The 8,433-nt window shown below is 71.4% G+C and carries 1 protein-coding gene; it reads right to left on the bottom strand.

Annotated features, from left to right (window positions below):
• A partial coding sequence (locus AB0E77_RS33940; RefSeq protein WP_361578785.1) for an SDR family NAD(P)-dependent oxidoreductase occupies window positions 1-8,287 on the bottom strand: 8,287 nt, incomplete at its 3' end.
• Window positions 8,288-8,433 lie beyond the last annotated feature (146 nt).

The raw sequence follows: 8,433 nt of genomic DNA, 5'->3' as shown, positions 1-8,433 counted from the left end.
TCACACCCTGCTCGGAGAGATGCGTGATGCCGTCGGCGAAACGCACCGCCTCCCGCACATGACGCACCCAGTACTCGGGGTCACACACGCCCTCCACAGTCGCCAGCTCACCCGTCACGTTCGACAGCACGGAGATCCGGGGCTCGGCATAGGTGAGCGACTGGGCGATCTGCCGGAACTCGGCCAGCATCGGCTCCATCAACGGCGAGTGGAAGGCATGCGAAACCCGCAGCCGACGCACCCGACGACCCTCAGCCCGCCACACCTCCTCAAGCTCCGAAACCACAGCACCGTCACCGGAAACCACCACCGCCTGCGGCCCGTTCACCGCCGCGATAGCCACGCCTTCCCGGCCGGCCAGCACAGCACTGACGACTGCTTCGTCGGCCTCGACGGCGAGCATCGCCCCGCCCGATGGCAGTGCCTGCATCAGACGACCGCGCGCGGCCACCAGCACACACGCGTCCTCCAGCGACCACACACCCGCCACATAGGCAGCCGCCAACTCACCGATCGAATGCCCGCCCACCACATCAGGACGCACACCCCACGACTCCACGAGCCGGAACAGCGCCACCTCGATGGCGAACAACGCCGCCTGCGTGAATACGGTCGCGTCCAGGGCCTCCTCGTCGCTGAAGATGACCTCCCGCAACGGTCGTTCCAGCAACCCGTCGAACCCGGCACACACCTCGTCGAACGCCTCGGCGAAGACCGGGAACGCCTCATACAGCCCCCGGCCCATCCCCACACGCTGACTGCCCTGCCCCGAGAACAACACCGCCAGCCGGCCGGGTACTACGTGACCACTGACCACGCCGGCGACCGGCTCACCCGAGGCGACAGCAGACAGCCCAGCCCGGTCGCCCGAGAAGACGACGGCACGGTGCTCGAACGCCGACCGCGTCCTCGCCAACGACCACGCCACATCCACCGCAGCAAGCTCAGAACGCTCATCTAGGAACGACGCCAGACGCCCCGCCTGACCCCGCAGCGCCGCCTCCGACTTCGCCGACACCACCCACGGCACCACCACCGGCGGCACAGCGTCCGCAACCGGCGTCTCCTCGACAGCCGGAGCCTGCTCCAGGATCACGTGCGCGTTCGTCCCGCTGATGCCGAACGACGACACACCCGCCCGGCGGGGACGGCCGGTCTCCGGCCACGGCATGCCCTCCGTGAGCAGTTCCACCGCACCGGCGGACCAGTCCACGTGCGTGGAGGGCTCGTCGACGTGCAGGGTCTGCGGCAGCACTCCATGCCGTATCGCCAGCACCATCTTCATGATCCCCGCGACACCCGCGGCAGCCTGCGTGTGCCCGATGTTCGACTTGATCGAGCCCAGCCACAACGGCTGGTCCTCCGGCCGGTCCTGGCCGTACGTCGCCAGCAGCGCCTGCGCCTCGATCGGGTCACCCAACTTCGTACCCGTACCGTGCGCCTCCACCACATCGACCTCAGCCGCAGACACCCCGGCATTAGCCAACGCAGCACGGATCACCCGCTGCTGCGACGGACCGTTCGGCGCGGACAGGCCATTGCTCGCACCGTCCTGGTTCAGCGCGGAACCCCGTACCACCGCCAGCACCTGGTGCCCGTTGCGGCGGGCGTCGGACAGCCGCTCCAGGAGGAGCATGCCGACGCCCTCCGCCCAGCCGGTGCCGTCCGCGTCGGCCGCGAACGCCTTGCAGCGGCCGTCGGGGGCAAGTCCCCGCTGACGGCTGAACTCCACGAAGGCGCCGGGGCTGGCCATCACCGTCGCGCCACCGGCCAGCGCCAGGGAGCACTCGCCCTGACGCAGTGCCTGTGCTGCCCAGTGCAGGGCGACCAGCGACGACGAACACGCCGTGTCCACCGTCACCGCAGGGCCCTCGAACCCGAACGTGTAGGAGATACGCCCCGAGGCGACGCTGCCGGCGTTGCCGGTCATCAGGTAGCCCTCGGTGGCCTCCCCGGCCTGGTGCACCAAGTCGCCGTAGTCGTGGTAGGTCAGACCGCAGAACACGCCGGTCTGGCTGCCGCGCACCGAGGACGGGTCGATACCCGCCCGCTCCAGCGCCTCCCAGGACGTCTCCAACAGCAGGCGCTGCTGCGGATCCATCGCCAACGCCTCACGCGGCGAGATACCGAAGAAACCCGGGTCGAACTCGGCTGCGTCGTACAGGAAGCCGCCCTCTCGGGCGTACGCCGTGCCCTTGTGGTCGGGGTCCGGGTGGTACAGCGCCTCCAGGTCCCAGCCGCGGTCGGTGGGCAGTCCGGCCACCGCGTCGCCGTCGTTGACGAGGAGGTGCCACAGGTCCTCCGGGGTCTGTACGCCGCCGGGGAAGCGGCAGCCCATCCCCACGATGGCGATCGGCTCGTCATCCGGTACGGTCCGCGGCGTCGCCGTCGCCGGGTGCGTGTCGGCTGTCGTCCCGGGCTGCTGTTCGTCGTCCGTGTGATCCGGTCCCAGCAGCTCGCCGAGGATGTGGCGGGCGGCCGCGGCCGGGGTCGGGTAGTCGAACACGAGGGTGGCCGAGAGCTTGAGGCCGGTGGCGGCGTTGAGGCGGTTGCGGAGTTCGACGGCGGTCAGCGAGTCGAAGCCGAGGTCCTTGAAGGCACGCTCCACGGCGAGTTTGTCCGCGTGCCCGAGGACGGCCGCCACGCTGTCGGCGACCAGTTCCTGCAGGACGTCCTCCCGCTCGCGCGGTGTGAGACCGGCAAGGCGGCGCACGAGGGCGGGAGTTGCGCCGTCGTCGGTGGCCGACTCGACGACGCGGCGGACCGGGGTGCCGATGAGGTGCCGCAGGATCGCGGGGACGGTTCCGGGCCGTGCGTTGGCCCGCAGCACGGCGACGTCCATGTGCGTGGGCACGAGGAGGTGGTCGTCCGCCGTCCGGGCCGCGTCGAAGAGCGCCAGCCCCTCGTCCGCGGGAAGCGGCGTCATGCCGAAGCGCGCCAGGCGGGCCATGTCGACCTCGCTCAGGTGGCCGGTCATCTCACTGCGCTCGGCCCAGAAGCCCCAAGCCAGCGAGATCGCGGGCAGACCCTGTGCGCGCCGGTGCGCCGCCAGGGCGTCCAGGAACATGTTGGCCGCGGCGTAGTTGCCCTGGCCCGCCGCGCCGAAGGTCGCGGCTGCCGAGGAGAACAGGACGAAGGCGGTCAGCCCCATGTCCCGGGTGAGCTCGTGCAGATGTGCCGCGGCATCGACCTTGGGGCGCAGCACGGCGTCCAGCCGTTCCGGCGTCAGTGACGCGATGACGCCGTCGTCCAGGACACCCGCCGCGTGGACCACACCGCGCAGGGGGTGTTCCTCGGGGATCCGCGCCAGCAGGCCAGCGACCGCGTCGCGGTCCGTCACATCGCACGCCTCGAAGACCACGTCGGCCCCCAGCGCGCCCAGTTCCTGCTCGAGTTCGGCGGCGCCGGGCATGTTCCGCCCGCGGCGCGAGGCCAGCACCACGCACCGGACCCCGTGCTCGGCGACCAGGTGCCGCGCCACCAGGCGCCCCAGGACGCCGCTCGCGCCGGTGATCAGCACCGAGCCGTCGGTGTCCCAGACGGGGTCCGACGTCCCCGCCGGGACGGCGGAGACCGTCGCCCTGGTCAGCCGCGGGATGTGGGCCCGGCCGTCGCGTACGGCGATCTGTGGTTCGTCACCGGCGAGTACGACGTCGAGCAACGCATCCGACACCCCGCCCCCGTCCACATCACACAGCACGAACCGGTCCGGATGCTCCGCCTGCGCGGACCGCACCAACCCCCACACCGCGGCAGCCGCCAGATCGGACACGTCCTCACCAGGCACAGCACACACCGCACCCCGCGTCACCACCACCAGACGCGACCCCGCGAACCGCTCCTCACCCAGCCACTCCTGCAACACCCCCAACGCACGACGCGTCGCAGACCGCACCTCAGCCGGATCACCCACACCCACACCGGTATCCGTGCCGTTCCGGGGAGCGGAGAAGAAGGGCAGCAGCACGTACGCGGGCACGGTCTCGTCGGACGTCACCACGTCGGACAGGCCGGCGTACGGACCCTCGGCCGATCCTGCGCCACCGAGGAGACCCTGCAGCTCGGCCGCGTCAGGGCCCACGACGACCCGCCGGGCGTCTTCCGTCACGGCGACGGACGCCGTCGGCAGAGCCGCCCATTCCACGCGGAACAGTGACTGGTGCGGCAGTCGGTCCCCGGCGGCCACGTCGTCCCGCGTGACCGCCTGGATCGTCACCGCGTCCGCGGTGGCCACCGTCTGGCCGTTCTCGTCGGCCAGCAGCATCGCGACACTGTCCCCAGCCGTCGGCGAGAGCCGCACACGCAGCGTGGACGCACCGGTGGCGTACAGGGACACACCGTTCCACACGTGCGGAAGCACGACCTGCGTGCCGTCCGCGCCGAGCGTCCTGCCATCCCTCACGTGGAAGGCGGCGTCCAGCAGCACCGGGTGCACCCCGTAGCGCCCGGTGTCCGCTCGCTGCTCCTCCGGCAGGCTCACCTCGGCGAAGATCTCCTCGCCCCGGTGCCACGCCTGTCGCAGCGTACGGAAGGCGGGACCGTGGACCAGGCCGGCGCCTTCCTCCGGGCCGGAGTCCTCGTACAGCGCCGCCACGTCGATCGGTTCGGCGTCCGCCGGGGGCCACTGGCCGAGGCCCTGAGCAGCGGCGTCCGGTGCCGCCGGGGCACCTGACGTCAGCACACCGCGGGCATGGCAGGTCCAGGAGACATCCGAGGTCTCCGAGGCCCTGTCGTCGTGGCGCGCGTGGACGCTGAGCGTGCGACGGCCGGAGGCGTCCGGTCCGCTCACCGCGAGCTGGAGCTGGACCGCTCCGCCCTCCGGCAAGGTCAGCGGCGTCTGCGGCGTCAGCTCCTCCAGCCGGTCACAGCCGACCGCGTCCCCGGCACGCAACGCCAGCTCCACGAAGACGGAGGACGGGAGCAGTGCCGAACCGTGGAGGACGTGGTCTGCCAGCCACGGGTGCGATTGCCGAGAGAGCCGGCCCGTGAAGAGGTGCCCGCCGGTCTCCGGCAGCGTCACGGCGGCGCCCAGCAGGGGGTGGTCGGCTGACGAGAGCCCGGCCGACGCGACGTCGCCCTGACGGTCGGGGGACGGTTCGATCCAGTAGTGCTGCTCCTGGAAGGCGTAGGTGGGCAGGTCGACGCGCCGGGCACCCGCGCCCGCGAACACACCGGCCCAGTCGACGGCCGCACCGCCGACGAACGCCTCGGCGGCGGAGGTCAGGAAACGCTCCAGGCCGCCCTCGTCGCGGCGCAGCGTACCCACCGCCGTGACCGGCGTGTCGGTGTGCGTCTCGGCGGTCTGCTCCACACCCAGCGTCAGCACCGGATGCGCACTGGACTCCACGAACACACGGAAACCGTCGTCCAGCAGAGCCTCCACGGCATCCGCGAAACGCACCGTCTGCCGCAGGTTGCGATACCAGTACCCCGCATCCAGAGCCGACGTGTCCACGACGCCGCCCGTCACCGTCGAGTAGAACGGCACGGCCGCGTCCCGAGGAGTGATGCCCGCCAGGTCGCGCAGGACGACGTCCTCGATCGCCTCCACGTGGGCGGAGTGCGAGGCGTAGTCCACGGCGATACGGCGCGCCCGCACACCCTCCGTCTCACACGCGGCCAGCAGCTCGTCCAGCGCGTCCGCGTCACCGGACACGACCACGACCGACGGACCATTGACCGCAGCGACCGACAGCCGACCGCCCCAAGCCGCCAGACGCTCACCGACCGCATCCACACCGAGCGAGACGGACACCATGCCACCCCGCCCGGACAGCGCCCGGATCGCCTTGCTGCGCAGGGTCACCACCTTCGCCGCATCCTGCAACGACAGCGCACCCGCCACACACGCGGCAGCGATCTCACCCTGCGAATGACCGACCACCGCAGCGGGTTCGACGCCGTGCGAACGCCACACCTCGGCCAGCGAGACCATGACCGCCCACAACACCGGCTGCACCACGTCGACCTGGTCGAGCCAGGCATCCGTGTCCGCATCCCGCAGGATGTCGATCAGCGACCAGTCCACGAACGGCGCGAGCGCAACCGCACACTCGGCGATCCGCTCCGCGAACACTGGTGAGGCATCGAGCAGTTCGGCAGCCATGCCCGCCCACTGCGAACCCTGACCGGGGAACACGAAAACGGCACGGGCATCGACATCGGCTGTGCTGCCCCGGACCACGCCCGACGCCTCACGGCCCTCGGCCAGTGCCCGCAGACCGTCCGCACCGTCCAGGACCACCGCGCGGTACTCGAACACCGACCGCGTCGCCGCCAACGACCACCCGACATCCACCGGAGCAAGCTCAGGACGCTCCACGACGAACGACATCAGTCGCTCGGCCTGCGCCCGCAGCGCGGCCTCCGACTTCGCCGAGACCACCCACGGCACCACGGCCGGCGAGACACCCGGCGACGGCTGCGCCACCGGCTCTCCCTCGTCGGCCGGAGCCTCCTCGAGGATCACATGCGCGTTCGTCCCGCTGACACCGAAGGCGGACACACCCGCCCGTCGGGGCTCTTCCCCTTCCGCCCACGGGGCGGGCTCGGTCAGCAGGCGCACCGTGCCGGAGGACCAGTCCACGTGCGGGGATGGCTCGTCGACGTGCAGGGTCTGCGGCAGCAGGCCGTGCCGCATCGCCAGCACCATCTTCATGATCCCCGCGACACCGGCAGCCGCCTGCGTGTGCCCGATGTTCGACTTGATCGAGCCGAGCCACAGCGGCCGGTGCTCCGGCCGGTCCTGGCCATACGTCGCCAGCAGCGCCTGCGCCTCGATGGGGTCGCCGAGCTTCGTGCCCGTACCGTGCGCTTCCACCACGTCGACCTGCTGGGTGGACAGTCCGGCGTTCGCCAGCGCGGCCCTGATCACGCGCTGCTGCGAGGGGCCGTTGGGCGCCGTCAGGCCGTTGCTCGCGCCGTCCTGGTTGACGGCCGAGCCGCGGACGACGGCCAGCACCTGGTGCCCGTTGCGCCGGGCGTCCGACAGCCGCTCCAGCAGCAGCAGACCCACGCCCTCGCCCCAGCCGGTGCCGTCGGCGCCCGACGCGAACGCCTTGCAGCGGCCGTCGGGGGCAAGTCCCCGCTGACGGCTGAACTCCACGAACCCTCGGGGCGAGATCATCAGCGACACACCGCCGACGATCGCGCGAGAGCATTCGCCCTGGCGCAGCGACTGGGCCGCGAGGTGCAGGGCCACCAGCGACGACGAACACGCCGTGTCCACGGTGACCGCAGGGCCTTCGAGGCCGAACGTGTAGGAGATACGTCCCGACACGACGCTGGCCGCGTTGCCGGTGGCAACGTAGCCCTCGGTCACGTCAGGGCCCCGGTCCACGAGGGAGACGTATTCCTGGCCGTTCGTACCGATGAACACGCCCGTCCGGCTGCCACGCACCGTCTCGGGGTCGATCCCGGCCCGCTCCCAGAGCTCCCAGGCCGTCTCCAGCAGCAGCCGCTGCTGCGGGTCCATCGCCAGGGCCTCACGCGGCGAGATGCCGAAGAAGTCCGCGTCGAACCCGCTGACGTCGGTGAGGAACGCGCCCTCGCGTACGTAGCTCTTGCCCAGGGCTTCCGGGTCCGCGTCGTACAGTCCGTCGAGGTCCCACCCGCGGTCCGTCGGGAACGCGGTGAGGGCGTCCTCGCCCGAGGCGAGCAGGCTCCACAGTTCTTCCGCGGTCGCGACCCCGCCGGGGAACCGGCAGCTCATCGCGACGATCGCCATGGGCTCGTCGGCGGCGGCCGCCGGGGCCGGCAGCGACGGGACGGCAGCGTCGTCGTGTGCGTCGACGTCGACCAGTTCGGTCAGCAGCTGGGCGGCGAGCGCGGACGGCGTGGGATAGTCGAAGACCAGTGTGGCCGACAGTTGCATGCCCGTGGCTTCATTGAGCCGGTTGCGCAGGTTCACCGCGGTCAGGGAGTCGAACCCGATCTCCGTGAAGGCGCGGCCGGGCGCGATCGCGTCGGCCCCGGCGTATCCGAGGACGGCGGCGACGTGCGCACGTACGAGTTCCAGTACGACCCGGTGCTGTTCCCCTTCGGACAGTCCTGCCAGCTTGCGGGCGAGAGCAGAGGCTCCCCCGGCGTGTTCCGTGTCCGTCGCCGCCCCGGTGCCGGCCGCCGCTGCCTGCTGGGCGACCTCCGGGATGCCGCTGAGCATGCGCGACAGCTGTCGTGCCTCGAAGGTGTCCGCGAAACGCTGCCAGTCCGCGTCGACCAGTGCGATGACGGTGTCGTCGAGGACCAGGGCCCGTTCCATGGCCTTCAGGGCCTGGCTCGGGTCCATCGGAAGCATGCCTGTGCGCCGCAAGGTACGGCTGACCTCGGCACTGCTGACGGCCATGCCGTCGTCGGCCCAAGGGCCCCACGCGATCGACGTCGCCGGCAGACCCTCACCACGCCGCGCCTCGGCCAACGCATCCAAATACGCGT

It is taken from the genome of Streptomyces sp. NPDC032940 (assembly GCF_040636935.1).
Lineage (GTDB): Bacteria > Actinomycetota > Actinomycetes > Streptomycetales > Streptomycetaceae > Streptomyces.
Note: the sequence above shows the minus strand (reverse complement) of the source record. Positions and strands in the feature narration are given on the sequence as shown.